Annotated in this window: 26 protein-coding genes; 17 read left to right on the forward strand and 9 right to left on the reverse strand. The window is 37.8% G+C overall.

Annotated elements, in window-relative coordinates:
• Positions 1-13 precede the first annotated feature (13 nt).
• The 13 genes from OZZ83_RS12550 (at position 14) to holA (ending at position 14,118) form a co-directional block, all read left to right on the forward strand.
• Positions 14-316, forward strand: a complete 303-nt coding sequence (locus OZZ83_RS12550) for a YlaN family protein (RefSeq protein ID WP_002292202.1) — start codon at positions 14-16, stop codon at positions 314-316.
• A 2-nt stretch (positions 317-318) separates the two neighbouring features.
• A complete protein-coding gene (locus OZZ83_RS12555; RefSeq protein WP_002309450.1) occupies positions 319-1,482 on the forward strand; it encodes an FtsW/RodA/SpoVE family cell cycle protein in 1,164 nt (387 codons plus the stop codon).
• 25 nt (positions 1,483-1,507) lie between these two features.
• Positions 1,508-4,936 carry a pyruvate carboxylase gene (locus tag OZZ83_RS12560; RefSeq protein ID WP_195943666.1) on the forward strand — a complete coding sequence of 1,143 codons (3,429 nt, stop codon included), beginning with the start codon at positions 1,508-1,510 and terminating at the stop codon, positions 4,934-4,936.
• A 20-nt stretch (positions 4,937-4,956) separates the two neighbouring features.
• Positions 4,957-6,081: a CAP-associated domain-containing protein gene (locus OZZ83_RS12565; RefSeq protein WP_002309448.1), complete on the forward strand. Its 1,125-nt coding sequence runs from the start codon at positions 4,957-4,959 to the stop codon at positions 6,079-6,081.
• Positions 6,062-6,502 (forward strand): YlbF family regulator, encoded by a 441-nt coding sequence (locus OZZ83_RS12570; RefSeq protein WP_002313826.1) that lies wholly within the window; start codon positions 6,062-6,064, stop codon positions 6,500-6,502. The genes OZZ83_RS12565 and OZZ83_RS12570 overlap by 20 nt, the downstream gene beginning before the upstream one ends.
• Positions 6,492-6,830 (forward strand): YlbG family protein, encoded by a 339-nt coding sequence (locus OZZ83_RS12575; protein WP_002309446.1) that lies wholly within the window; start codon positions 6,492-6,494, stop codon positions 6,828-6,830. Before OZZ83_RS12570 ends, OZZ83_RS12575 begins: the two co-directional genes overlap by 11 nt.
• A gap of 130 nt (positions 6,831-6,960) precedes the next feature.
• On the forward strand, positions 6,961-7,521 hold the full coding sequence (gene rsmD / locus OZZ83_RS12580) for a 16S rRNA (guanine(966)-N(2))-methyltransferase RsmD (protein WP_002313825.1): 561 nt from the start codon (positions 6,961-6,963) through the stop codon (positions 7,519-7,521).
• On the forward strand, positions 7,518-8,009 hold the full coding sequence (gene coaD / locus OZZ83_RS12585) for a pantetheine-phosphate adenylyltransferase (RefSeq protein ID WP_002309444.1): 492 nt from the start codon (positions 7,518-7,520) through the stop codon (positions 8,007-8,009). Before rsmD ends, coaD begins: the two co-directional genes overlap by 4 nt.
• The gene (locus OZZ83_RS12590) at positions 7,999-9,042 is read left to right on the forward strand and encodes a SepM family pheromone-processing serine protease (protein WP_002309443.1); all 1,044 of its coding nucleotides are present in this window, start codon (positions 7,999-8,001) and stop codon (positions 9,040-9,042) included. The genes coaD and OZZ83_RS12590 overlap by 11 nt, the downstream gene beginning before the upstream one ends.
• Before the next feature lie 429 nt (positions 9,043-9,471).
• Complete coding sequence (locus OZZ83_RS12595; protein ID WP_225479099.1) at positions 9,472-10,050, forward strand: helix-hairpin-helix domain-containing protein; 579 nt, start codon at positions 9,472-9,474, stop codon at positions 10,048-10,050.
• Between the two features lie 179 nt (positions 10,051-10,229).
• The gene (locus tag OZZ83_RS12600; RefSeq protein WP_002309439.1) at positions 10,230-10,769 is read left to right on the forward strand and encodes a ComE operon protein 2; all 540 of its coding nucleotides are present in this window, start codon (positions 10,230-10,232) and stop codon (positions 10,767-10,769) included.
• Positions 10,762-13,035 carry a DNA internalization-related competence protein ComEC/Rec2 gene (locus OZZ83_RS12605; RefSeq protein ID WP_278023850.1) on the forward strand — a complete coding sequence of 758 codons (2,274 nt, stop codon included), beginning with the start codon at positions 10,762-10,764 and terminating at the stop codon, positions 13,033-13,035. Before OZZ83_RS12600 ends, OZZ83_RS12605 begins: the two co-directional genes overlap by 8 nt.
• A 36-nt stretch (positions 13,036-13,071) precedes the next feature.
• Positions 13,072-14,118 (forward strand): DNA polymerase III subunit delta, encoded by a 1,047-nt coding sequence (gene holA / locus OZZ83_RS12610; RefSeq protein ID WP_002335668.1) that lies wholly within the window; start codon positions 13,072-13,074, stop codon positions 14,116-14,118.
• An 87-nt stretch (positions 14,119-14,205) separates the two neighbouring features.
• On the opposite strand, the gene rpsT is transcribed toward holA, so the two are convergent.
• The 8 genes from rpsT to OZZ83_RS12650 all read right to left on the reverse strand — a co-directional run bounded on the left by rpsT (position 14,206) and on the right by OZZ83_RS12650 (position 20,678).
• Entirely contained in the window at positions 14,206-14,460 is a 255-nt protein-coding gene (gene rpsT / locus OZZ83_RS12615; RefSeq protein WP_002292188.1) for a 30S ribosomal protein S20, read from the reverse strand.
• A gap of 398 nt (positions 14,461-14,858) precedes the next feature.
• Positions 14,859-15,128, reverse strand: a complete 270-nt coding sequence (locus OZZ83_RS12620; RefSeq protein ID WP_002289125.1) for a hypothetical protein — start codon at positions 15,126-15,128, stop codon at positions 14,859-14,861.
• Between the two features lie 244 nt (positions 15,129-15,372).
• The gene (locus OZZ83_RS12625; RefSeq protein WP_002292186.1) at positions 15,373-15,501 is read right to left on the reverse strand and encodes a hypothetical protein; all 129 of its coding nucleotides are present in this window, start codon (positions 15,499-15,501) and stop codon (positions 15,373-15,375) included.
• An 80-nt stretch (positions 15,502-15,581) separates the two neighbouring features.
• Positions 15,582-16,037: a DUF441 domain-containing protein gene (locus OZZ83_RS12630; protein WP_002292185.1), complete on the reverse strand. Its 456-nt coding sequence runs from the start codon at positions 16,035-16,037 to the stop codon at positions 15,582-15,584.
• Between the two features lie 136 nt (positions 16,038-16,173).
• A complete protein-coding gene (locus OZZ83_RS12635) occupies positions 16,174-18,102 on the reverse strand; it encodes a heavy metal translocating P-type ATPase (RefSeq protein ID WP_002292184.1) in 1,929 nt (642 codons plus the stop codon).
• Positions 18,103-18,298: 196 nt separating this feature from the next.
• Positions 18,299-19,132 (reverse strand): undecaprenyl-diphosphate phosphatase, encoded by an 834-nt coding sequence (locus OZZ83_RS12640; protein ID WP_002309434.1) that lies wholly within the window; start codon positions 19,130-19,132, stop codon positions 18,299-18,301.
• A gap of 191 nt (positions 19,133-19,323) precedes the next feature.
• On the reverse strand, positions 19,324-20,028 hold the full coding sequence (locus OZZ83_RS12645; RefSeq protein ID WP_002309433.1) for a histidine phosphatase family protein: 705 nt from the start codon (positions 20,026-20,028) through the stop codon (positions 19,324-19,326).
• A 23-nt stretch (positions 20,029-20,051) separates the two neighbouring features.
• A complete protein-coding gene (locus OZZ83_RS12650) occupies positions 20,052-20,678 on the reverse strand; it encodes an MBL fold metallo-hydrolase (RefSeq protein ID WP_002292180.1) in 627 nt (208 codons plus the stop codon).
• A 326-nt stretch (positions 20,679-21,004) separates the two neighbouring features.
• Between OZZ83_RS12650 and OZZ83_RS12655 the strand changes: the two genes are divergently transcribed.
• Positions 21,005-23,380 (forward strand): ATP-dependent DNA helicase, encoded by a 2,376-nt coding sequence (locus tag OZZ83_RS12655; RefSeq protein WP_002313822.1) that lies wholly within the window; start codon positions 21,005-21,007, stop codon positions 23,378-23,380.
• 24 nt (positions 23,381-23,404) lie between these two features.
• On the opposite strand, the gene OZZ83_RS12660 is transcribed toward OZZ83_RS12655, so the two are convergent.
• Entirely contained in the window at positions 23,405-23,896 is a 492-nt protein-coding gene (locus OZZ83_RS12660; protein ID WP_002309430.1) for a YajQ family cyclic di-GMP-binding protein, read from the reverse strand.
• Between the two features lie 184 nt (positions 23,897-24,080).
• Between OZZ83_RS12660 and OZZ83_RS12665 the strand changes: the two genes are divergently transcribed.
• The 3 genes from OZZ83_RS12665 to OZZ83_RS12675 all read left to right on the forward strand — a co-directional run bounded on the left by OZZ83_RS12665 (position 24,081) and on the right by OZZ83_RS12675 (position 26,656).
• Positions 24,081-25,001, forward strand: a complete 921-nt coding sequence (locus OZZ83_RS12665) for a YitT family protein (protein WP_002316215.1) — start codon at positions 24,081-24,083, stop codon at positions 24,999-25,001.
• Between the two features lie 151 nt (positions 25,002-25,152).
• Positions 25,153-25,497 (forward strand): metal-sulfur cluster assembly factor, encoded by a 345-nt coding sequence (locus OZZ83_RS12670; protein WP_002292174.1) that lies wholly within the window; start codon positions 25,153-25,155, stop codon positions 25,495-25,497.
• Positions 25,498-25,678: 181 nt separating this feature from the next.
• On the forward strand, positions 25,679-26,656 hold the full coding sequence (locus tag OZZ83_RS12675) for a tyrosine-type recombinase/integrase (protein WP_325066073.1): 978 nt from the start codon (positions 25,679-25,681) through the stop codon (positions 26,654-26,656).
• The last annotated feature ends 42 nt before the right edge of the window (positions 26,657-26,698 follow it).

A 26,698-nucleotide genomic window follows, 5' to 3' on the forward strand; every position in this document is an offset into this window, starting at 1 on the left:
GAGGTAAGCACAGATGGATTCTTTGTCGAAAAAACTTGCGATCCAAGTATTAAATGATGAAGCAGAACGGATCAAACGATTAATCCGAAACCAAAATAACAGTCTCTGTATCTCGCAATGCAAAGCCTTCGAAGAAGTGGTAGATACACAGATGTACGGTTTCTCCCAGCAAGTCGGGTTTGCTGTTCGTATAGGAGTAATCGAAAAAAACGAGGGGCAGCTGATGTTAAGTGAGCTGGAACGAGAATTGAATCAGTTATACAGTGAGGTTTACCAAGAAAATTATGATAAAAAAGAAGTTGGCAAGGAGGAATAGACTTGCCTAAGAAAGTAAAAAAAAGGCATCTATTAGACTATAGTATCTTGATTCCCTATTTGATTTTATGTGTTTTGGGTTTGATCATGGTATATAGTTCTACGTCGTATCTATTATTAGAAAACGGACAAAATCCGTCCGCATCAGTCATTAACCAAAGTATTTTTTGGGTGCTCAGCTTGATTGCTATCGCACTACTCTACAAAATGAAAACAGATGTTTTGAAAAACCAGCGTTTAATCATGGCAGCCATCGCAGTTTTGACGATTTTGCTGCTAATCGTTGTGTTTTTCGGTAAAGAAATCAATGGTGCAAAAGGTTGGCTTCAAATTGCAGGATTTTCGATCCAACCTGCCGAATACCTAAAGATTATTTCTATCTGGTATCTGTCTCTGACTTTATCAAAAAGGCAAAACAGTGTACAAAAAGATTTCCTAGGGACTGTAAAACGTCCACTTGCAATGGTTATCGGACTGACTGCTTTGGTCGCTATCCTTCCCGATTTTGGGAATGCGGCAGTTATCTTTTTGATTATTTTGGTTCTGCTTTTAGCCAGCGGAGTCAATTATGTGTATACTTTGATTGTAGGAGTAGGCGGTTTTTGTTTAAGTACTTTTACGATCTGGCTAATCAATATTACAAACGGAAAAATCTTGCCTGGGCGTTTACAGTATATCTATAATCGCTTTGCTATTTACCAAAATCCTTTCTCGGATGAATTAAATAAAGGCCATCAATTAGTTAACGGCTACTATGCCATGTTCAATGGTGGGTTATTTGGCAGAGGGTTAGGTAACAGTATCCAGAAAAAGGGATTTTTACAAGAAGCACAAACCGATTTTATCTATGCAATCGTAGTGGAAGAGCTCGGAGTGATTATGGGGATTTTGATATTAGCGTTGCTATTCTTTATGATCGTGCGCATTATTCTTGTAGGGATTCGTTCAAGAGATCCGTTCAATTCGCTTTTGTGCATTGGGATCGGCGCAATGTTTTTGATCCAAGTGTTTGTCAATCTGGGAGGAATCACTGGTGTCATTCCTCTGACAGGGATTACATTCCCATTCTTAAGTCAAGGAGGATCCAGTTTGCTGATGCTTTCGATCTGTGTCGGCTTTGTCCTTAACATTAGTGCGGATGAAAAACGCAAGAGCTTAGGTTTATAATAAAAAAAGATGTAGGAGTGGTTCGATGAAAAAAGTTTTAGTTGCTAACAGGGGTGAAATCGCTGTACGTGTATTTCGTGCTTGTACAGAATTAGGAATTAAAACTGTTGGAATCTATGCAGAAGAAGATGAATATTCCGTACACCGTTTTAAAGCGGACGAAGCATATTTAGTAGGACAAGGAAAAAAACCGATTGATGCGTACCTAGATATTGAAGGAATCATCTCGATCGCGAAAGAATGCGGGGCTGATGCCATTCATCCTGGTTATGGTCTTTTATCGGAAAACTTGAATTTTGCGCAACGGTGCGAGGAAGAGGGCATCACTTTTGTTGGACCCAAACTGCATCATTTGGATATTTTTGGAGATAAAATCAAAGCAAAAGCTGCAGCCATCGAAGCAGGAATTGCCTCAATTCCAGGTACAGATGGTCCAATCGCTTCTGTAGACGATGTATTGGAATTTGCTGAACGATTCGGTTATCCGATTATGATCAAGGCAGCTCTAGGCGGCGGAGGTCGCGGAATGCGTGTGGCTCATGATGAAAAGAGTGCAAGAGAAGGTTACGAACGTGCAAAAAGCGAAGCAAAAGCTGCCTTTGGTAGCGATGAAGTGTATGTTGAAAAATACATCGCCAATCCTAAGCATATCGAAGTACAGATTCTTGGTGACACACATGGAAACGTCATCCATCTTTTCGAAAGAGACTGTTCTGTTCAGCGTCGCCACCAAAAAGTAGTAGAAGTAGCGCCTTGTGTCTCTATGAACGAACAGCAACGTCAAAAAATTTGTCAGGCAGCTGTCCAATTGATGAAACATGTTGGGTATGTCAATGCGGGTACGGTAGAATTTCTTGTTGAAGGAGATGATTTTTACTTTATCGAAGTCAATCCTCGCGTCCAAGTGGAACATACGATCACAGAAATGATTACAGATATTGATATCGTGACAACGCAACTATTGATTGCCCAAGGGCTAGATTTGCATAAAGAAATCGGATTGCCTCAGCAAGAAGAAATCAAATTGAATGGGTCAGCTATTCAATGCCGAATCACTACGGAAGACCCGTTGAATAACTTTTTACCAGACACAGGAAAAATCGATACGTATCGTTCACCTGGCGGATTTGGCGTACGTCTGGATGTAGGGAATGCTTACGCTGGCTATGTGGTGACGCCGTATTTTGATTCATTGTTAGTAAAAGTATGTACGCATGGCGCTACTTTTGAAACAGCCATTCAGAAAATGGAACGTTGCTTGAAAGAATTCAGGATCCGTGGAGTAAAAACAAATATTCCATTTATGCTAAATGTCATCACACATCCTGAATTCCAATCAGGAAATGCAAAAACAACTTTTATCGATAGTACAGCAACATTATTTGAATTTCCTCGACTACGAGACCGCGGAAATAAAACGATGAAATATATCGGTGAAATTACTGTCAATGGTTTTCCAGGTATCGAAAGTGGCGAAAAACCATTTTATGAAGAACCACGTATGCCTAAAGATCTAATCACAAGAACTGATTACGTAACGGCTAAGAACGTATTAGATGCAAATGGTGCCGATGCTTTGGTCGAATGGATCAAAGGACAGGAAAATTTATTGTTGACGGATACGACATTTAGAGACGCCCATCAAAGTCTGCTAGCAACTCGTGTTCGGACAAAGGATTTCAAGCAGATTGCACGCTTAACGGGAGAAGGTCTTCCTGAACTCTTTTCAAGTGAGATGTGGGGGGGAGCAACATTTGATGTGGCTTACCGCTTTTTGAATGAAGATCCTTGGCAACGATTGAGAAAAATCCGTTCTTTAATGCCTAATACATTGCTGCAAATGCTTTTCAGGGGATCAAATGCCGTTGGGTATTCTAATTATCCTGACAATGTACTGGTGGAATTTGTCAAAGAAGCAGCAGCACAAGGGATTGATGTTTTCCGAATCTTTGATAGTCTGAACTGGACTCCTCAAATGGAAAAAAGTATCCAAGCTGTACGGGATACTGGTAAAATCGCAGAGGCAGCCATCTGCTATACTGGCGATATCAACGATCCAAGCCGAGCAAAATACAATGTTCAGTATTATAAAGACATGGCAAAAGAACTAGAACAATTGGGTGCGCATATCATTGCAATCAAAGATATGGCTGGATTGCTTAAACCGCAAGCAGCTTATCGCTTGATTAGTGAATTGAAAGAAACGACGGATCTGCCAATCCATCTGCATACTCATGATACTAGTGGAAACGGGATTATCACTTATTCCGCTGCTTCAAAAGCAGGAGTAGATATCGTTGACGTAGCAATGAGTGCAATGAGTGGGAACACGAGTCAGCCTAGCATGAGCAGCTTGTATTATGCGCTGGTCAATGGGCCACGGCTGCCAGAAATCACAATTGAAAATGCACAGAAATTGAACCATTATTGGGAAGATGTGCGTATGTATTACAAACCATTTGAAAATGGCTTGAATGCTCCTGAAACAGAAGTATATATGCATGAGATGCCAGGAGGACAGTATTCGAATCTGCAGCAACAGGCAAAAGCTGTCGGACTAGGTCATCGCTGGGATGAAATCAAACAAATGTACCATACTGTCAATTTGATGTTTGGCGATATCGTTAAAGTAACTCCATCATCTAAAGTCGTAGGAGATATGGCACTATTCATGGTCCAAAATGATCTCACAGAAGAAGACATCTATGAAAAAGGCGAAACACTAAGTTTCCCTGAATCTGTAGTAACTTTCTTCCAAGGAGAACTAGGGCAACCAGTCGGCGGATTTCCTGAAAAACTGCAAAAGATCATTCTTAAGGGCAGACCCGCGTTGAGTGAACGTCCAGGTCTATTGGCGAAATCAGTCGATTTCAACGAAGTGAAAAAAGAATTGGCAGAAAAAATCGGCTATGAACCAAAACAAGACGAAGTATTAAGTTATTTGATGTATCCGCAAGTCTTTTTGGACTATCAAAAAGCGTACAATCAATTTGGCGATGTTACATTACTGGATACACCAACATTCTTCCAAGGGATACGTTTAGGTGAAACAATCAATGTACAAATCGAACGTGGAAAAACGCTTATCATTCGTTTAGATGAAATCGGAGAACCCGATATCGAAGGAAATCGCGTACTGTTCTTCAATTTGAATGGGCAAAGACGTGAAATCACTATCAAAGATAATTCAATCATCAGTGCGGTCCAAACTCGATTGAAAGCTGAACCAACAAATCGAGAACAAATCGGAGCAACGATGTCTGGTTCTGTGCTTGATGTATTAGTGAAAAAAGGGGATAACGTCAAAAAAGGCGACACGTTGATGATTACTGAAGCAATGAAAATGGAAACAGCCATCGAAGCACGTTTTGACGGAGAAGTCGCACATGTATATGTATCTTCAGGAGACACGATTTCATCTGGCGACCTTTTGATTGAAGTGACTGAAAAATAATAAGTGAAAGGTGGGGAAATATGAAAAGACTGGGTTTGTTTTGGCTGATTCTGCTATTAGTTATTGCGGCATTCTATATGGAACCAGTCTTGTTCCCGCCAAAACTTGAAGTGAAGGAAAACTCTGATCAACAACTCTCAAATCAAATGACAACGTGGAAATACCAGGAGCTTAAAGCAACTGGTTTTTCTACTTATATTGGAAAACCGATCGAACAGCTAGAAAAAGATTTTGGACCATCCTATGATCGATTAACTAGTGGGTTTGGTTTTGAAACAAGATATTATGAAAACAAAGCCAGTCATCTCACTTTTGAAGTGAATGTCCAAGATAGCATGGTCACAACTGTTAAAGTACTGCAAACAGGACCTGCTGATATCACGCCGTTTTATTTAGGGATGACGATGCAGGACCTAACAAAGCTCACGACTATCTATACTAATTTCACTTTTGAGTATCATGACACAGAAGTTGGAATCGAACTGATGGAAGAGGATATGAATTATCGTCCACTGATTGCTTTTGATAACGACACTTTTGCTATTTTGTTTTTTGATCAAACAACTAACGGTCTGTTTTCAGTTGTATATTTAGATAAAGATAGTCTTTTGAAACTTTTACCGTATCAAGTGTTTGGTGAAGGTCTCCCACATTATGAAGCAGATAAATCGGCTGACTGGGAATCGATCAATCGCGGTAAAGAACGAAAAAGTACGACTTTACTAAACATGCTTAGAAGAGAAGACGAACTTCCTATATACAACCAACCACTTGCCTTTCAAAACCACAGTCGGCTGCTGCTACATGATTTCTTGACAAAGCCTGAAGAAATCTTGTCAGACGAACGTATGGCTGATTGGCAAAAATCGCTAGGTAGTGGACAAACGATAACGAAATTTTCCTTGACGAATGATGAATTGGAGAAGTTAATCAGTAAACAGAAATTAGAAAATACTAGTGGACTGTTTATTCATCCAGCAATCGACGCTACTTTTTCGTTTTTATATTGGTACAGCGATCCATATAATCATGACCGCTTTATGGATCCGGGAACGGATTCATTAGGCATTGCTTTTTCTAAAGAAAATATGTTAGTCTTATTGCAAGAAGAAAACGGAGAAAGTAGTGATAGCAGTGATCGTTAATGAAGAGCTGTTTCAACTGGAGGATCAATGCCTCCGAGTCGCTGAAATGATAAAAAAGAGTAAAACGATGGCTTCTTATTTCAAACATAAACAATCAATGAAAGAATCTGCAGAAGTCTGCCAATTAAAAGAAGCGTTCCTGTCGCAGAAAAAGGTGTTTGAAAATGTAGCGGCATACGGTGAATATGCACCTGATTACCGTGAAAAAAAACGTGCTCTTCGAAAAGCAAAAAGACAGCTTGATCTGAATGAGCATGTCGCAGCTTTTAGGTATAGTGAAACACAGTTACAAAGTCTGTTGGATCAAATTGTCCAAGCACTTGCTGAAGAAGTTTCTAATGAAATCAAGATAGATGCAGGTAGTCCGTTCTTTGAAACGAAAAAACACTTTGGATGCGGAGGGAATTGTCATGCAAGTTGACAATAGTGAATTTGAAATAATAAAACGACGCGGGCTGATCGTATGGGTCTACAGCTTAAAACAATTAAAGAATCTAAAAAAGTTCGGCTTGTTGCATTATGTCTCAAGAAAAATGAAATATGTCGTTCTTTACTTGAATGAAGAGACATTTGAAGAGACAGAAGAACGAATCCGTAAATTACATTTTGTTCGAAACGTAGAACGTTCTTACCGACCAGATATCGAAATGAATTTTGCTGATAAAATAGGTAATAAAACGGTATTAAAAGAAGAAGGTTTCGAAATCGAAGAGCTGAATACAGAAATCCGATTAGCTGAACATCTTTAAAAATCTCTTATGAGCAGTTTTTTAATAGAAAAATAACTTGGACAACTATCAAAAATTGATCATTGTCCAAGTATTTTTTTGTCTTTTTTTTGGTATACTAGTACCAGTACCATTTCTAAGGAGTGAGTAGATGCGGATAATATCAGGAAATTATGGCGGACGCCGCTTAAAAAGTTTAGCAGGGGCGAATACCAGACCAACTACAGATAAAGTAAAAGAATCCATATTCAATATGATTGGACCCTATTTTGATGGAGAGACAGTATTGGATCTGTTTGCAGGAAGCGGAGGTTTAGCTATCGAAGCCGTATCCAGAGGCTGTAGTCATGCAGTATGCGTAGACAAAAATTACCAAGCGCTAAAAATCATTAAAGAAAACATCGAGATTACGAAAGAACCAGAGAAGTTTACCACAATAAAACTTGATGCGGACAAAGCAATCGAACGGCTAGCAACAGAGAAACAACAATTTGATTACTTGTTTCTTGATCCGCCGTATGCAAAACAAAAAATCATTGATCAAATCCATAAAATGGAAGAACTGGGACTTTTTTCTAAAACCGCAGTTATCGTATGCGAAACGGATAAAACAGTCGAATTGCCAGAATCTGTGGCTGGATTTCATCAAATAAGAAAACAGATTTATGGCATAACAGCTGTGACTATCTATAGAAAAGAGGGAAAACGATGAAACGTGCATTATTCCCAGGAAGTTTTGATCCTTTTACAAAAGGACACTTAGATACAGTGGAGCGTGCGGCTAAATTATTCGATGAGGTGGTAATTGGTGTTTTTATCAATACTTCAAAGAACAGTTTGTTTCCTCCAGAAGAAAGAATGACATTGATTGCAAAAGCTGTGGCACATCTTCCTAATGTAAAAGTCATACATCAGGAAAATCAATTGACAGTGGAAACGGCAAAAGAAATCGGCGCGGATGCCTTGGTCAGAGGAATACGGAGTATCAAAGACTTCGAATATGAACGAGAAATCGCTCAGATGAACCATCATCTAAACGAGGAATTGGAAACGGTGTTCTTATTGGCAAAACCAGAATATAGCCATGTCAGTTCCAGTATTTTAAAAGAAGTACTGCACTTTGGTGGAGACGTGAGCAGTTATTTACCGCCAGTTATCAACGAAGCTCTAGCTGGAAAGCGTGAATCAAATGAAAGCTAAACAATGGTTCAAAACAGTACTGATTATCATATTTGGAATGTTGATCATCGGATTTGTAGTAGTTCCTCTGCCATATTATGTGGAATCACCAGGAGCAACGATTGATCTGAAAGAATTAATTACAGTCAATGACAAAGAAGACAAAGGTTCTGGCTCTTTCTCTCTTACATCCGTCGGTATCAGGCAAGCTACCGGATTTTTGGCTCTAAAGGCTAAACTAGCCCCCTTTGAAGAATTGATTAGTAAAGAAGAATTGACTGGTGGGGCAACAAATGAAGAATATAATCAAATGCAACAGTATTATATGGATTCTTCCCAAAACGCAGCAATCGAACAAGCGTTGAAGCTTGCAGGCAAGCCTTATAAAATGGAATTCAAAGGCGTATATGTCATGAGCGTAGAGAAGACATCGAACTTTTTTGGCAAGCTTTCAGTAGGAGATACAGTAACAAAAGTAGACGGCAAAAGCTTTCAAAGTACAGAAGCATTTATGGATTATGTAAAAAGCCAAAAAGTTGGACAAACAATCGAAATCAGTTATTTGCATAATGGTGAAGAAAAAACAGCTTCTGGTGATCTGATTGAGTTGCCAACAGATAAAAAGGCAGGAATAGGCATCACACTTACTGATCATACAGAGATCGAATCAGATACAGATGTTCGCATTAATTCTGGCTCTATTGGTGGGCCGTCAGCAGGATTGATGTTCACTTTAGAAATCTATGAACAGGTCACTGGTAAAAATTTGCGACATGGTAAGCAAATTGCCGGAACTGGAACGATCAACAGCGAAGGAGAAGTCGGCCGAATCGGAGGAATCGATAAAAAAGTAGCAAGCGCGGATAAAGCCGGTGTAGAGATTTTCTTTGCACCAGATGATACGATCTCAGACGATGTTAAGAAAGAATATCCTGAAATAAAAACCAACTATGAAGAAGCAAAAGCCGCTGCCAAAAAATTGAATTCCTCTATGAAAATCGTACCAGTAAAAACAGTACAAGATGCGCTTGACTATCTAGAGAAAATGAAATGAACCAATTAAAAAAATTGTGAAAAAGCTACTCTGTATCAAGTAATAAGAATAGCTACGCAAAAACAGCTTCTCCTCTTTTGTTTGGATTTATTTACTGCAGATGCAAGCTTTTGAGCTAATTGACTACTATTTATTTTGAATAAGGGATTGTGACATATTTTCTGTCACAATCCTTTTTTTTCGTCAAAATATCTTTCTGCTAAAAAAAAAGAAAAAATTGACGTAATTAGATGTTGAAGGGACGATTTTGTCAGAGCACATTGTTTCTTCGATTTCAAATGAAAGGAGAAATGAATGGTTTTTACTGATCATTCTTTGTAAAAAGAAATAATGATAGAAAAAATCAACAAGAAAATACTCACCTCCCCTAAGTTAATCGTTTTTATGTCTACGGTAGTTCTTATTTTTTGTATAGTCAGTGGTTTTTTATTGTCAAATCTGTTATTTCATAGAGAACCAGAAGAAATCGCTGCAAAAGAAATACTTTCTCCATTTAGTTCCAGTGAAGAAAATCAATTGCCTGAAGGAAATACTGTAGAAGAGGATGCTCGTCCAAAGGTTATGTATACCGATATCAAAGGAAGTGTGAAGGAGCCTGGTATCTATTCATTTTCTTCAGAAGAACGGGTCTATGATGTACTAAAGCGCGCAGGAGGATTATTAGAAGAAGCGGATAGCGATCGAATCAACTTTTCTGCGAAGATAGAAGATCAGCAAGTCCTATATATCCCTGCTGTAGGTGAAGAGCCGCCGGAACATCTTAATCAGTCAGCATCCCCCGAAGGAAAACAGTCTACAGCAGATACCGAGCCTTCAAAAATAAATATCAATACAGCCAGTCCCTCAGAACTCCAGCAGATTCCTGGGATCGGATCAGTCAAGGCGCAAGAAATCATTCGATTTAGAGAAGAAAACGGATCATTCCAGAAAGTGGAAGACTTGCAGGAGATCTCTGGTATCGGTGAAAAGACAGTTGAAAAACTAAAAAACTTCGTTACAATTAAATAGAATGATTCAGAACCAACTGAAAAGAGCAATAAATGGAGGCTAATGGATGACGGGCTTCATTTCGGCAGTGAAGCATATGCTCTTTTGTCAGACATGATGATTCGGTATATTTAAAGAATATTTTGTTTAAGCAATGGAGTGCTTTTTTGACCAACTTGAAAAAACGGAGGAATGTAACCATGTTAGAAAAATCTTCAAAACCATGCGATACGAACAAAGAAAAAATTACTGATAAGACTCAAAACAAACGCATTCCCTGGGACCAGTATTTTATGGCTCAGGCGGTATTGTTATCTTTACGCAGCACGTGTACACGTTTAGAAGTAGGAGCGACACTTGTTAGGGAAAAACGGATCATTGCTGGCGGCTATAATGGAGCAGTCAGTGGAGATGTCCACTGCATAGATGAAGGCTGCTATATTGTAGATGGACACTGTTTGCGAACGATCCATGCAGAGATGAACGCGCTGCTACAGTGCGCGAAACTCGGTATCCCGACGGAAGGTTCGGAAATCTATGTCACACATTTTCCATGTTTAGCTTGTACAAAAGCTTTGCTGCAAGCTGGTGTTAAAGGAATCAATTATCTCCATGACTATCGAAATGATCCGTATGCTCAAGCGTTGATTGAACAATTAGGCATATCTGTACACCAAGTTGCTTTAGACTCGCAGCATTTTTCAAAACTTCAAAATGAATTAACAGGAAAACATGTCTAGCGTTTTAGAAAGGCATGTTCGAAATCGGTTGATTTTTCCGGCAATTACGTCGATGATTATTTGTTTGTTGTATGATACGGACAATTGGATTTATCGTTTGTTTCTTGCCGGAATTTTTTTGTGGTTTTCGCTAAAAGAAGGACGTTTTATCGCGTACTTCTGTATTGTGGGTAGCATAATGGTATCCGTTTCTTATAAGCTACAAGAATATTCATTTTTAGAGGAAAAAGAAACAGCTGCGCAAGTGACTTTATCTACAGATACGATTCGTGCGAATGGCAGTTTTTTGACAATGGAAGGAAGATTGTCAGAGAGTAAACAGAAGGTACAGCTTTCTTATCAAGTAAACACCGAAGAGGAATTGAAAACTTGGCTTGGATTCCGAGGGAAGGGGATAGAATTGACAGCTGAAGGCGAGTTTATTTCTCCCGAAAAAAAGCGAAATCCTTATACTTTTGACCAAGAAGCTTACTTCAGGAACCATAGAATCTCTGGTCGATTCCAAATTCAAAGGGTCGAAAAAATCACCATACAAAATCATTGGCGAAATTGGCTCCAGAGAAAAAGAGGCGGTTTTATTTCTTTTGTCCAATCTGAATTTCCGCAAAAAACAAGTGTATATATCAATTCTTTATTATGGGGCTATAAAGATTCAGGTTTCAGAGAATCAGAAGAAATTTTTAGGGAGAGTGGTTTGCTGCATCTATTCAGCCTATCGGGATTACACATCCAATTTTATTTAGGGTGGCTGTATTATTTGTTTCGACGTATCGGATGGCCACTGCACGTCAGCATCATTCCGTTGAGCCTGCTAACTATCTGTTATGTTTCTCTTGCAGGCAGTTCTATTTCTGTCTTGCGTGCTAGTCTGTTGTTTTTATTGCGGTTGCTAGTCAAATTATTGAATAAACGTTACTCCTCTATGGACTTATTTGCAGTTGTCTTTTGGCTTCTTTTGCTATTTGATCCTAGATTTCTTTTTCATGCGGGCGGGCAGCTTAGTTTTTTCATGAGTTTTTTGTTTATCCTGATTTCTTTTGATGGAGATTGGATGAAAAAAACGGCTTCTCATGTCCTATTTACCATGATCACGATGCCGTTGATTGTATGGCATTTTTATGAGTGGCCTCTTTTAGGCAGTCTTTTTACATTACTGGTTGCACCAGTATTCAAGTTTCTTTTTCTTCCTAGTGTGTTCTTTCTGACGCTTTTCAATCGCTGGTTGCCGAGAACCTTACTTTTGCTGATAGAAGAGGGACTGATCTTGTTTGAACGAATGATCGATTCGTTTTCAGGATCGACTCTTGTTATAGGGCGTCTACCTCTTGTGCTATCAGGGGTATATATTTTCGGATTACTGATTTGTATGGATAGATTGAACGAGCAGCCGATGAAACTCTTGTTTTATGTTGGTCTGTTTTCTTTGATGCTATTGACTTTGCCATTTTTACGTTTTTCTTCAACGATCGCTTTTATCGATGTTGGTCAAGGAGATAGTATCTTTTTGCAAAGTCCTTTTCGAAAAGAAACGATTTTGATTGATACGGGGGGGAAGTTACACTTTGAAAGGGAAAAGTGGGCGCAAGGTATTGCACGACCTCCTGCTGAAAGGAATATCGTTCCATACCTAAAAGGACAGGGAATAAGTGTGATCGATAAACTCATCTTGACACACGACGATACGGATCATGTGGGAGAATTGTCCACATTATCTCAGCATTTCACCATCAAAAAAATTTATATTGGCTGGGGCGCTGGACGAAATGAACCGTTGCGAAGGCATTTAACAGAAGCTCAAAAAAATGGCACTAAAATCATTGAAGTCAAACATGGCGACAGGATCAAAGGCTATTATGATCTTTATGTATTGACCCCTTTTGAAAAGGGAGAAGGAAGAAATGAAGATTCAATTGGTTTATGGACGGAATATAACAATAGCCGTTTTTTGTTTTTAGGTGATTTGAATCAAGCGATGGAAGAACAGTTGCTTTCTATTTATCCTAATTTGAAAGCCGACGTAGTCAAATTAGGTCACCACGGTAGCCGCACATCAAGTAATACGGATTTTCTTTCCCGTATTGAAGCGAAACATGGAATTATATCCTGCGGAGTAAATAATCGTTATGGTCACCCTCACAGCGAAGTATTGGAGGCACTAGAAGAAAATCAGATAAGAACATGGCGAACCGATCAGCAAGGAATGATCACCTATCGCTGGCATCCAGTTTTTCATCCTCATGGTCTAGTGGAAACAATGATAGACTAGTAATTCTCATCTTCTCATGGTAGGATAATTTTGAAAGTGGTGAGTAATTTGAGTATACAAGCAGAGTTACAAAAAATACGTAAAGAAAAACTTGCATCTTGTTACTTGATCTTAGGAACAGAAAAGTTTCTCCAAGATCAAGTTCGGGCAGAAATAGTTAAAAAAATCAAATTAGAGGGCGAAGATGATTTAAATTTTTTAAGTTTTGACATGGAAAATGCAAGTTTAGAGGAGGTAGTGGCTGAAGCAGAGACATTGCCGTTTTTCGGAGATCAACGATTAGTATTTGTGGAGAACCCATATTTTTTAACAGGTGAGAAAGTAAACAATGGGATCGAACAAAATACTGATTTACTGACAGCTTATTTGAAAGAACCACTAGAATCGACTGTATTAGTATTTTTTGCACCATATGAAAAGTTGGATGAACGGAAAAAAGTAACGAAACAATTGAAAAAAACAGCAACCATCATCAACGTCCAACAGTTGAATGAAAAAGAAGTACGTCAATATCTGATGAATACCTTAGAGAACTCCTCCATCAAAATGGAACGCAACGCCATTGATTTATTCTTGCGGTTGACTGACTTAGATTTATCCAAAATGATGAGAGAGTTACAGAAATTAATTCTTTATGGACAAAATCAACAGCAGATCACTGTTCGAGAAGTAGAACAATTAGTTCCTAAAACATTGGAACATAATATTTTTGACATGACCCAATATATTTTAAAAGGGAAGACAGAACAAGCCTTGCGTTTATATGAAGATTTAGTCATGCAAGGGGAGGAAACAATCAAAATCAATGCGATTTTACTTTCTCAATTACGTTTGTTTTTACAGACAAAATTTCTTGTAAAGATTGGCTATCAGCAGGCCAATATTGCAGAAACATTAAAAATCCATCCTTACCGTGTAAAACTTGCCATGCAAGAAGTAAGGAAATTCGATGAACAGTTGCTAGTACAATTATTTGATCAATTAGTCGAAATGGATTATCAAATCAAAACGGGGCAAATCGAAAAAGAATTAAGTTTTCAACTTTTCGTTTTGCGCACAGGGCAGTTGTTGAGAAATCGATAGGAAGAAAGAAGAAGCCAAAAGCATGCAAGAATACCGGTTGCTTTTGGTTTTTTTGACAAATAAAAAAACCGGCCGAAGCCGATTCTTTTACTTAGCGATTTTTTTGCTTAAACGAGATTTGTCGCGGTTAGCTTTGTTTTTGTGGATTAGACCTTTTGATTCAGCCATATCAATAGCTTTAACAGCTTCTTTATATAACGCATCTACGTTGTCAGCACCTGAAGCTACAGCATCTTCAAATTTTTTGATTGCAGTACGCATAGCGCTTGTTTGAGATGAATTTTTCACATTAGCGTTTTCGCTTGTACGAACACGTTTGATTGCAGATTCAATGTTTGGCATTAGTTTCACCTCCGATAACTTAAGTTCTTACGCGTGTGACCGCATAATTCAACATTCATTATTATACCTAAAGGCAGCGCGCTTTGCAATATGAACATGACAAGTTTTTTTCCTTAACAGTCTTTTATTTAAACTTTTTATCAGTAAAAACAGATAAATCAAGCTGAAAAAATCAAAAAGACGCTATTGTGGGAGGCAATAGCGTCAAACCAAACTAGATTTTTATTTATCTATTTAAACAAAGATTGAATGGGAATGTTTGGTACTAAATCATTATATAACAAAGAGAACCGTTTGCAAAGTTTTTTTTGAAAAGGGATACGATTCCCTATTGTTCTTTGTTTTTCTATTAAGAAACTGCAGTTATTTTATAACCAGTCACCTTTGATCGGTAAAGGTTATTCTGGTGTACCGATTATTTTAATATATTCATCAATATTTTTTATCAACATTTTTTTAATGACTAACTGATTTCGACGGTTCCATTTGCCACTTACTTCCAGTACATATTTATTTAGTGGCAAACGTAAGATGTACTTTGCCAAATAGCGATCTTTAAGCAGTCCATTGATCACACGGTCCTCAAGCTGCAAGTTGATTCCAGTCAGCATCATTGGCTGTTCTTGTAAAACATACGTATCAATTAAAAGACCTTCAAAAGTTTCCACAAGCGTCTTCCTTTCTTTCCAAAGTAACCTGAAAACAGGTACTGTTTCTTCCATTTTGATATTCGTTAAAGCGGATGCAATCATTCCTTCTTTTGTCCACTGTAATCTAGTATAACAAAAAAGAGGAGAAGAGCCAAAAAGAAAAAAGTGCATCGATTTCAATAGGGAATCTCATTCGCTCGCTCCTTGTTTAAAAAAAGCCCCTGCATCGCAGGAGCATCCCTATATCATTCTAATAGGTCAATCAAAAAGCAGTATCTAACACATTTTGTATCAAATCAGGAAATAAAAGATAAGCTAAGCCTAGAATCAAAAGTACCGCTAAAAGAAACCAGCCAATTGTTCCTATGAAATACTTCAATTTTTCGAACATTGTATCACCTCGTTGTCAGTATATCACGGATCAGTAAATTGGGGGTATTAAGAATCTCCTAAAAATAGGCAAAATTTGATCTATTTTCCTAAAGCAAATACTTGTAAGATACAATAAGTAATGCCAGAAGCAATGACTGGTCCGGCGGCGATTCCTCTTAAGAAGACAACACCTAAAATCGTGCCAAAAACAAGCGCAACAGTGATTTGCGGATCAGAAGCAATCAATCCTACGCCCTTGGAAGATAAGACAGCCACTAGCCCACCGCAAAAAACAGCTACCCAGCCGATAGGGGATTTAAAGGCTTCTAATAAATCACGTAGACCGATTTCTCCTGTTGCGATAGGGATCAGAATAGCTGCAGTGATGATCGTCACACCAATATTGATTCCTTTGCCTTGAAGCCAAGGGAAAAAGGAACGAGAGGTTGGTATGAGCTTCATAATCAACACAAAAGCTGCCGCTAACATCAGACTTTGGTTCTTAGCTAAAATTGCTACAAGTAAAATAATTCCTAAAAAAAGCCAACTTTCCATAAAATATATTCCTCACTTTCTTCGAAACAATCATAACATCTTTTTGGAAAGTTGCAAAAGTAGGAATTCATCCTTCAAGACCTATTCATAAGCTGTTTTTTTCATAAAATAAATAAAATTATAAAAAACACTTCGCTTATTTAACAGAAGACAGCCGCGCTTTGTATAGTGGACAAGACTTACATTTTTTTGAAGAATCAGAAAGAGCAGGTAAAGGTCTTAGTAAACGCAAGCCATTCAGAATAACCAATATTGTGCTTCCTTCGTGTCCTACAACTCCAAGAGGTAGATTTAAAAATTGCAGGAAGTTAGAAGCAATCAACAAGAGAATAACAAGAATCGAAAAAATAATATTTTGTTTGATGATCCGCCGCATTTTTAAAGACAGCCGATGACTGTAGACAAATTTATCTAAGTCATTTTTCATTAAGACGATGTCTGCGATATCCATAGCGGCGTCTGTTCCTTGTCCCATAGCGATACCTAATGAAGCAGCTGCTAAAGCAGGCGCATCATTGACTCCATCACCAACCATCGCATTTACTTGGTAAAGTTCATTTTCTTTTTTGACTAGTTGTGTTTTTTCTTCCGGAGTACAGCTTGCATAGTAATGTTCGATCCCTACTTGTTCAGCAATAGCCTTTGCTGTGCCAGAATGGTCGCCAGTTATCATACTTGTATGGATGTTTTGGGATTTAAAGTAAGAAATCACCTGTTGGGCATTTGCTTTTGGAATATCCAACAGACCTAAAACAGCGATTAACTGTTGATCTTTAGACAGATAGATTACAGTTTTTCCTTGATTTTCTAAACGTTCGATCATTTCCTCAATCTCTTTGCTGATTCTCATCGTCTCAGGATCATAAGCGTGTTTGCCAACTTTCCATTGCGCACCTAAATAGGTAGTTTGTAAGCCAAAACCAGTAATTTCTTCTATTGATAGGGATTGGATTGCTTCGGGTATTGTGCAATCGAAATATTGTAAAATCGCATGAGCAAGAGGGTGTGTCGTTTTTTGTTCCATAGCAACAAGAAGTTGTTGTGCCAAATCCTTCTCATCAAAGAAAAAGCTGTCAGTCACAACTGGTTTTCCTTTAGTGAGTGTTCCTGTTTTATCAAAGGCAATCGCTTTTAATTCAGAAAGCTTCTCTAAATGAATCCCGCCTTTGATTAGAATCCCATTTTTTGCAGAATTTGAAAGAGCAGCTAGAGAAGCAGGAGTAGCAGATGCGACAAGCGCACAAGGAGAAGCCACGACTAGTAATACCATTCCTCGATAAAAGCTTTCATCCCAACTCCAACCTAAGAAAAAGTGGGGGAGAAGGATCATTAGAGGCACAGCAAGCAAAATCAATTTTACATAATTGTTTTCGATCCGTTCGATAAATGAAGCTGTTTGAGTTGGCGTATTCTGTGCTTCTTCCACTAATTGGATAATCTTAGCAAAGACGGTTTCGGCACTCGTTTTTGTTACTCGAATCGTAATGGGATTTCCTTGATTCAGCGTTCCTGCAAACATCTCATCTCCTAAATATTTTTCTACAGGTACAGATTCACCGCTTAATGCAGACTCATCGATCGTTGCCTGTGTGCTTTCTAAACAACCATCGATCGGAACAGCCGCTCCTTTAGCGACGAACACCAAGTCATCCACCTTTAATTGCGAAACATCTACTTCTTGCATTTGTCCGTTTTCTTTTAGTAACTGAGCTTTTTGTGGTTGAAGATTCATCAAAGCGGTAATTTCTTTTTGACTTTTATTGGTCGTGTATTCCTCTAATGCACCGCTTAAACAAAAGATGAATGTCAACATTGCTCCCTCAAAGTAATTACCAATCAAACAGGCACCGATAGCAGCTAAAGCCATCAATAAGTCCACATTCAGTGTTCGGTCATTCCACAATTCTTTCAAGCCTTCCGATGTTTGTTTGTATCCACCGATGATAATAGCGCTGATATAAAAAAGTGGGGTGATGGTAAGAGAGAATCGGTCGAAAATAAAACCGGCAATCATAAATAAAAGACAGCCAATTGTTGCTGCAAAAGCTTTTTTCTGATTAGTCATCGTTATCAGTCCTCCTTGTCAAAACAAGGATAGCATAATAACAATGTAATTGATAATAAAAACAGCTAAATGAGAACGATAATGGTTATCAGATGGCTATGAAGCTTTATATAGTTTTTATTGTTTGTAATAATTATCATTAAAGAAAATAAAAAACCAGAACATTTCTCATACAAGAGAAGTGTTCTGGTTTTTCTTACATTGCGATAAACCAATAACCAATTAAAATGATACCAAGGATAATACGATACCAGCCAAAAGCGGTAAAGTCGTTTTTCTTCAAATAACTTAATAAGAATTTAATAGCTAAGACAGAAACCACAAAAGATACGAATGTTCCTACAAGAAGAACAACAGTTTCTTCCATTTTGAATGAGTTCCCTTCAGCTAAATATTTGACGATCTTCAAGCCGCTTGCGCCAAACATGACAGGAATCCCTAAGAAAAATGAGAATTCTGTAGCGACAAAACGCGAAGCGCCAATCAAGATAGCTCCTAGGATCGTTGCACCAGAACGGGATGTTCCGGGAACAAGTGCCAAGACTTGGAATAACCCAACAAGAAGAGCTGCTTGGTACGTAAAGTCATTCAGCGAAGTCCAACGAGGTGTTTTGTTTTTGTTACGTTTTTCGACAATAATAAAGGCAATACCGTAAACGATCAAAACAATGGCAACGGGTAAGAACTTGTGGAAATTTGCTTCTAACCAATCATCCAAAGGCAAACCAATGATGATGGCTGGTATACAAGCAACGATCACTTTAAACCAAAGTGTCCAAGTATCTTTTTTTTCTATCGTTGATTTACTTGGAGAAAAGGGGTTTAATTTGTGAAAATAAAGAACGACGACAGCTAAGATCGCCCCTAATTGGATAACGACATTGAACATCGACATAAACTGTGAACTGGCATCCAGTTTGATGAATTCATCTGCTAGGATCAGATGACCAGTACTACTGATGGGCAGCCATTCCGTTATTCCTTCAATAATACCGAGAATCACTGCTTTGATAATATTTGCAAAAAACATAAATTCCTTCCTTCCCAATTAAGATACATCTTATAGTATACCGTTATTTTTTGATAAACCCAATCTGTTTTTTAATATTAAGAAAAACTTGAGAAATGAAGCAGATAAGAATACGAAGAGAAAAAAAGAAGACAAAGCCCTCGTTCAGACTTTGCCTTTTATGATTCTCTGTTAAAAATTAAAATATCCCATCATAAAAACGAGTTTCGACTATGTGCTTTCCCGTTTTCGATATAAGACGTATCGTTGATACCAAGGATAGAAAATCGACCGTTTGCATAAGTAACCTTTGTTACACTGCCATTTAAAAGACCAGCACGAACAGGCTGTTTAGGATCGATCAGATTAAGCAAGAAGGCAATCGTCAAACCATGTGATACGACTAAAACATTTCCGCCGCCGTTTTTTTCGCAGTGATGGGCGATATCTTCAAATCCTGTCCACACACGATCTCGTAATGTTTCATAAGTTTCTGCCCATCCAGCCGTATCCAAATTGTATACAGCATTGGCAATTTGTTCAAAAGAAACTTCTGTGGTGAACATTTCATCATATGTTTTAAAATTCAATACGCGAGGGATCACACCCCACATTTCCATGTCATAGCCGCCTTCAAGAGACCCGAAGCACCATTCTCTGATCCGTTTCTCGATAAAATAAGGAATTTCTTTTCCCTTAGAATGTTCTCCTAGAATAATACGGGCAGTTTCGATCGCCCGACCACTGTCACTAGAATAAGCAAAAGAAAAGTCGACATCTTTTAACCCGCGCCCTAAATAATGGATGCCTTCTTGTCCTTGTTTTGTGAGTGGCGTATCACACCAACCTTGTACGCGTTCGATTGTATTGAACATCGTTTTTCCATGCCGTACGATATAAAGTGTAGTTTCTGTCATTTTATTCTCCTCCTAAATCATTTTTAACGATTGAAAAAAGGATTTGTCCTTTTTTCCTGTTCAATCGTTGTTGCATCACCATGTCCTGGATAGACTGCAAATTCATCAGGTAAAACAAACAGCTGGGTCCGAATACTGTGAAGTAATTGTTCTAAATTTCCTGTATACAGATCGGTTCTACCGATACTTCCTCTAAATAGGGCGTCGCCAGAAACGACAAAATCATCAAAAATAAAGCTAACGCTTCCGATGGAGTGCCCTGGAGTAGGGACCACACGAAAAGACATGTTTCCTAAAGTATAAGTTTTCATTTCAAATTCATATTCTGCAGGCGAGACAATAATATCAGCAATATCATCATGTCGTCCGAGTCCAGAAAGGTTCAAAATCGGATCACCTAGCCATTTTTGTTCTAGTGGGCTGACATACACCGGGATTTGATAATATGCGCGTAAGGGTTCTACTGCACCAATATGATCATAGTGGGTATGGGTAAGTAAAATCGCTACCGGTTGTTGGTTTGTTTTTTTGATTTCTTGTTTGATTTGTTCCGCATCTTCTCCAGGGTCAATGATCAAAAGTGCTTCTTCGTTGTAGACCAAATAACAGTTTTCTTCAATCATTCCTGTTTTTAATCTTTCGATATGCATGTGCATTCCTCCTTGATAGCCAAAACTTCTTTCATCCATTAGTATAACGCATTCATTGCTAGGAAACAAAAACAGGTACTTATTTCTCTTTACTTATCTGAATTATCAGACTATATGAAAAGTATTTGGATATTCTAAAGAGAAGGAAAGTAAGTTTTCATAGCATTTTAATATGCCCTTGTTACATTAGACTCATCCAAAAATCCAAATTCTATATCCTATATCCCTGCCTAATCAGCAGGGTGTTTTTTTTATGCTTGAAAAGAGAGCTCTTTTTGCTAAACTAGGCTTTTTCAGGTAATCTTAGAGAGAAAGAGGTGGTGGAAATGATTAAACAGTCAAAAATATCTGTGCGGCACTTAGTAGAATTTATTTTGCGACGTGGAAGTATCGACAATCGTAAAAAAAGTAGCCATACTGCATTAGAAGGAGCAAGAATCCACCGCAAGCTCCAAAAAGATGCGGGAGAAGACTATGAAAAAGAAGTTTTTTTAAAAACAACAGTTCCATTAGATGAATATCACCTGATCGTTGAAGGCCGTGCAGACGGTATTTTCAAAAGAGACGGTATTTATTATATAGATGAAATCAAAACCTCCGAACCACGATTTGAAGATTTAGAACCAGAACAAGTGGAACTTTTCTTTCATCAAGCAAGGGTATACGCCTATATCTATAGTCAAGAGCATGATTTACAAGAAATAAATCTGCAGTTGACTTACTTTCAGACGGCAGAAGAAGTGATTACGAGAAAGGTCGAACATCAGACAAGAGAGCAGTTAGAAATTTTTTTTAAAAAACTGACTGAAGATTATAAAGAATGGCTTGTTTTTCAAGAAAACTGGCGTACTATACGCAATGCCTCTTTGATGGCTTTGAAATTCCCCCATGATGAGTATAGGAAAGGCCAGCGTGAACTAGCAGTAGCTGCTTATAAAACAATCCGTACGAAACAGAAATTGTTTGTAGAAGCACCTACCGGAACTGGAAAAACAATCTCTACGTTATTCCCCGCTTTGAAAGCTGTAGGGGAAGAAGAGGGAGAAAAGATTTTTTATCTAACGGCCAAAACAATAACTAGACAAGTAGCTGAAGATGCCATGACAGCATTAAAAGATACTGGAGCTGAAGTAAAAAGTGTCACTTTGACGGCTAAAGATAAGATCTGCTTTTTAGATGAGACGACCTGTAATCCAGATCAGTGCCCGTATGCCAATGGTTATTACAATCGTATCAACGAAGGATTATGGGATCTTTTGAATCATGAGAATCAGATCACTCGAGAAGTCATCGAAACTTATGCAAGGAAGCATACACTTTGTCCTTTCGAACTATCATTAGATGTCAGTATCTGGTGCGACGTGATCATTGGGGATTACAATTATTTGTTTGATCCCACTGTTTATTTAAGACGTTTTTTTGAAGATGAAAAAAACGAGGATTATCTGTTTTTGATTGATGAGGCACATAATTTGGTGAATCGTTCCCGAGAGATGTATTCGGCAGAACTATCTTATGAAAAAACGAAACGAAGTAAGGAAGCTATACCAAAGGAATTCAAAAAACTCCATCGTCGTTTCAACAAACTATTGAAAGAATTTGATTCGATCCGAGAAATAGCAAAAGAAGATCATTGGGATTATCATCATCAAAAAGCACCGGCTGAATCTTTAGTAAAGGCAGGTTATCAATTAAGCGAAAAAATCAAAGAATGGCTAGCAGAATTTCCTGAGCATCCATCACAAGAACAATTGCTTCCTTATTATTTTGATTTGCTTCATTTTTTGAAGGTCAGTGAATTTTATGATGATCACTATGAAACAACGGTCGAAAAAACGTATCGCGATCTGATAGTAAAAGAGTTTTGTATTGATCCAAGCTTGTTTCTTGAGCAGTCGTTGGATAAAGGAAGAAGCAGTATCCTTTTTTCTGCGAGTTTTTCACCCCTATCTTATTATCAGGAAACACTGGGCGGACAAAAAAGTCTCGCTTACAAACTGCCGAGTCCTTTTCCAGAAGGAAACCAGCAAGTTTTCATCGCAAATTACTTAGAGACGACTTATCGAAAAAGGGAACAAAGTCTGGCACAATTAGTTGAGACAATCCATGCTTTTGCTGATGGAAAGGTCGGAAATTATTTCGTTTTCTTTCCTTCTTATCAATATTTAGACCTTGCGGCGGAAGCATTCAAACAGCAATATCCTGACAGCGATGTGCTGATTCAAGAAACGGACATGAATGAAGAAGAACGCGAACGATTTTTAGCAAAATTCCAATCAGATCCCGATGAAACATTGATAGGATTTTGTGTACTTGGTGGGATTTTTTCAGAAGGAATCGATTTGAGAGGGAACCGATTGATCGGCAGTATGATTGTAGGTGTAGGTTTGCCGCAGATGAATCATGAGCAGGAACTGATCAAATCATATTATGATGAGAAGGAACACCTTGGATTTGCTTACGCTTATCAGCTTCCTGGAATGAACAAAGTCTTGCAAGCTGGTGGTCGAGTGATTCGTGGCATGGCGGATCAAGGAATCGTGGTATTGGCAGATCAACGATTTGCTCGTTTTTCTTATCGACATTTATTCCCACAACATTGGCAAACAGCAAGAGAAGTACGAAGTGTTGGAGAATTGGAAGAAGGAATACAGCGTTTTTGGTCATCCAAAGAAGCAGTAAATCAAAAAAACGAGGGATGACAGATGTCAGCCTCGTTTTTTTCATTAACGATAGTTAGTGAATTGCAACTCGATTGGTAAGTCAAGTTTACGTAATAAAGCAATCACAGCTTGAAGATCATCACGGTTTTTACCTGTCACTCTAATCTGATCTTCTTGGATTTGTGCTTTTACTTTCAGTTTTTCATTTTTGATAGCTGTAGTGATTTTTTTCGCGTTTTCACGATCGATTCCGTTGACAAGATCGGCAGTTTGACGAGCTTTGCCACCTAGCGCGTGCTCCGATTCGGAAAAATGGATATTTTTGATTGGCACATTTCTTTTGATCAACTTACCAAATAATACATCTTTGATCTGTTCGATTTTGAAATCATCATCGCTCAAGACAACTAGATTGCTGTTCTCTAATTTGATTTCTACCGTAGAATCCTTGAAGTCAAATCGATTAGTCAATTCTTTTGTTGTTTGCTGAATCGCATTTTTTACTTCTTCTGTATTGACTTCTGATACAATGTCGAAGCTAGCATCTTTTGCCATAAGAACCCTCCTGATATACGTATAAGTTTACTATACATCTATCTTATCATAGGAATGGGGCAGATTCTTACTTGTTTGCTAAAATTCTTCTCATTTGAGTTCGAAGTATTTTATTTTAATAGATAAACTGTTATTCTTACATTTGGAATAACAAAGTAGAGGAGAGGTGCTTGTGAGCAAAATTATGACTGCGTATCATAAAAATGAAAGATTAAAAAAAATAGTGGTTATTTTGATAACCGGATTGACCGCTGCGGTCGCTTTAAATTATTTTTTGATTCCAGCCAATGTCTTTTCTGCAGGGATGAATGGGATCGCTCAAATCATTTCCTCGCTTTTATATGAATGGTTTCATATCAAGGTAGACACAGGAACATTTATTTTTATTTTGAATATCCCTGTGTTTGTATTAGGGTTCCTCAAAGTAGGAAAACGAGCAACGATCCTTAGTTTTGTGAACGTTGTATGCGTATCAGTGATGACGATGCTACTTCCAGTCGGACAGATCACTGATAATATTTTGATGAATGCCTTAGTAGGCGGTGTTTTATTAGGTCTTGGCGTAGGGTTATCTTTAAAAATGGGCTTTACAACTGGGGGAATGGACATCATCTCTCTTGTGCTTTCACAAACAACTGGAAAAACAGTCGGAAATTACATGCTGATTCTAAATGGGATCATTGTAGTCATCGCAGGCTTCTTCTTTAACTGGGAAAGTGCCTTGTATACGATTATTTCCATTTATGCAATGACTCAAGTGATTGATGCCATCCATACGAGTCATCAAAAAGTAACAGCGATGATCGTGACCGTCAAACCGGAAGAGGTAACAGAAGAACTAGCGAAACGGATGGTACGTGGAATGACATTGCTTCCGTCTGTCGGTGGCTATTCAAAAAAACAAGGAAATATGATCATGATGGTCATCACCCGCTATGAAATGTATGATCTTGATCAGATCGTTCATGAAATCGACGACGATGCATTTATCAATATTTTACCAACTCATTCAGTATTTGGCCGATTTGCAAATGAAAACGAACAAAAAATGTATCGAACAACAGGTGTGTTGCCAGAAATAAAAAATCGTTCACAAAAAAAATGAGGAATCAGTTTTATTTAGAATGAATTTAATGTATTCCATCTAATAAGGACATTTTATAAATTTAAACGAGAATCTTCCTTCTAAATTCTCATTTACAAGTAGTTAAAAAAAGAGTATGATAAATAAAAATCGTGTTAAGGAGTGTCGTACGATGAGCGAAGCAAACCAAGAACGGTCTGCGCAAGAAATAGAACTGATCAAAGAACGTATTCTTGCTGCCTTGGAAATGGTGATCGATCCTGAATTAGGAATCGATATTGTCAACTTAGGCTTGATTTATGATATAGAATTCAATCCTGAAAACGGAGAAACAGTCATCAAAATGACGCTAACAACTATGGGCTGTCCACTAGCCGATATTTTAACAGAATCTATCCATGACGCATTGAAAGAAGTACCAGAAGTAACGAAAGCAGAAGTAAAACTTGTCTGGTATCCAGCATGGACGACCGATAAGATGAGCCGTTATGCACGGATTGCGTTGGGGATTCGTTAAGGATTCGTGTTGATTTAACAGCGTTTCTCACTCATTTAGTATGTAGTCTAAGCCGATTTTTCGGACTTCGGATACCAGATAAAATGAGGGTATTTTCGATACGGATACCATACCTAATGAGGAAACAAATTCTGAACTCTTTTATTAACTTTTAGAAAAAGTTGATAAGGGAGTTTTTGTTTTGCAAAATTTCAGGTTAGAGGAACTACTAGAAGAAATGTTATTCAATGAAAAATCCAGAGGAATCTCACAAAAGACGATAAAGAAGCATCAGAAGTTTTTGAAACTGTTTTTTGAATTTTTGAAAAAAGAGCAGATATACTTTATTGAAGACGTGACACCAAAAAGCATTCGGCAATTCATGTTGATGAAATTAGAAGAGGGATGTGCTGAAACATATGTGAATAGCCATCTAAGAAGCATCAGAGCGTATTTTAAGTATTGTGTAGATGAAGATTATATCCGCTACGATAGAAACCCCTGTATGCGTGTTAAGTGGGTAAAAGAGCGTAAGGTAATTATTCAGACATTTAATGATATGGAAATTAAAGAAATGTTGAAAGTAGCAAAGAAGTTAACTTTATTTAAACCTCAGAAAATGGATAAGCAACACACTGGCTATCAAACTAGATTCACGAATCAAAGAGATTATTTGCTCTTGCTTATTCTTGTAGATACAGGACTAAGAATCAATGAGGTAATGAACTTAAAAGATGTTCACATCACTAATAAGGAGTTATTCGTTGAAAATGGAAAAGGGAAAAAAGATAGGATTGTTCATTGCTCACCTTTGATTTACAAAGAATATATAAAATACAAGCGAGTAGCAAATTCCTTTTTTGAATATAATGAAATAGAGAATATAGACAATTATGTATTTTTAACAAGAGAAGGTAAACAATACAACTATATTTTAGCTGAACGAGCAATCATAAAAATTGGGAATCAGTGTGAAATTAGAAAATCTATTCGGGTAAGTCCACACAGTTTTCGACATTATTTTGCCCAAAAATTAGTGCGGAATGGAACTGATATTTATAGAATTCAGAAACTACTAGGACATGCTTCAATAAAAACAACGGAAGTTTATCTAAGAAGTTTAAATATTGAAGATGAAATTAGTAAAGCGGTAAATTTTTCACCATTGCAAACATTATAGAAGTCCAATTTTTAATAAAACTTGGTATACTAAATTTATAGA

Source organism: Enterococcus sp. E5-162, assembly GCF_035725965.1.
GTDB lineage: Bacteria > Bacillota > Bacilli > Lactobacillales > Enterococcaceae > Enterococcus_B > Enterococcus_B lactis.